This is a genomic window from Paraburkholderia denitrificans (genome assembly GCF_042655705.1).
Classification (GTDB): Bacteria; Pseudomonadota; Gammaproteobacteria; order Burkholderiales; family Burkholderiaceae; genus Paraburkholderia; species Paraburkholderia denitrificans.
Genome location: NZ_JBHSMP010000055.1, coordinates 1 through 867, shown reverse-complemented (window position 1 = coordinate 867; position 867 = coordinate 1). Strand labels below are relative to the sequence as shown.

2 protein-coding genes are annotated in these 867 nt (G+C 65.3%); both read left to right on the top strand.

From position 1 onward, the window contains the following. Positions 1-601: ABC transporter ATP-binding protein (locus ACFPTO_RS25130; RefSeq protein ID WP_377715798.1), on the top strand; the 601-nt coding region annotated here is incomplete at its 5' end. Continuing rightward, a partial coding sequence (locus ACFPTO_RS25125) for an ATP-binding cassette domain-containing protein (protein ID WP_377715796.1) occupies positions 601-867 on the top strand: 267 nt, incomplete at its 3' end. The genes ACFPTO_RS25130 and ACFPTO_RS25125, both read left to right, overlap by 1 nt.

Sequence of the window (867 nt, the reverse complement as noted above, 5' to 3'; positions counted from 1 at the left end):
GGACTCGGGCGAGTTCAGGCTCGACGGCGATGCTTACACGCCGACCGCCGTGTATCAGGTGGCGAAGGCGGGCATTGCCCGCACCTTCCAGAACATCCGGCTCTTCGGCGGCATGACCGCGCTCGAAAACGTGATGGTGGGCCGCCACGTGCGTACGAAGCACGGCCTGCTCGGCGCCGTGTTCCAGACGCCCGCGGAGCGCAAGGAAGAGCGCGAGATCAAGGAGCGCGCGCTGGAACTGCTCGAATACGTGGGCATTGCGCAGTACGCCGACTACACGTCGCGCAACCTCTCGTACGGCCACCAGCGCCGTCTGGAGATCGCGCGTGCGCTGGCGACGGACCCGAAGCTGCTCGCACTCGACGAACCGGCGGCGGGCATGAACGCGACCGAAAAGGTGGAACTCACGCGCCTGCTCGACAAGATCCGCGCGGACGGCAAGACGATCCTGCTGATCGAGCACGACGTGAAACTGGTGATGGGCCTGTGCAACCGCATGACAGTGCTCGACTATGGCAAGGTGATCGCCGAAGGTCTGCCGCACGACGTGCAGCGGGACCCGAAGGTGATCGAGGCATATCTGGGCGCAGGGGTGCACTGATGGCAAAGGCAATTCTCAAGATCAAGGGCCTGCAGGTCAATTACGGCGGCATTCAGGCGGTGAAGGGCGTTGACCTCCAGGTGGAGGAGGGCGAGCTCGTCACGCTGATCGGCGCGAACGGCGCAGGCAAGACGACGACGATGAAGGCGATCACGGGCCTCAAGCCCTATTCCGCCGGCGACATCGAATACAACGGCCAGTCGATCCGGGGCGTGCCGGCGCACGAGCTGCTCAAGCGCGGCCTCGCGATGGTGCCGGAAGGCCGC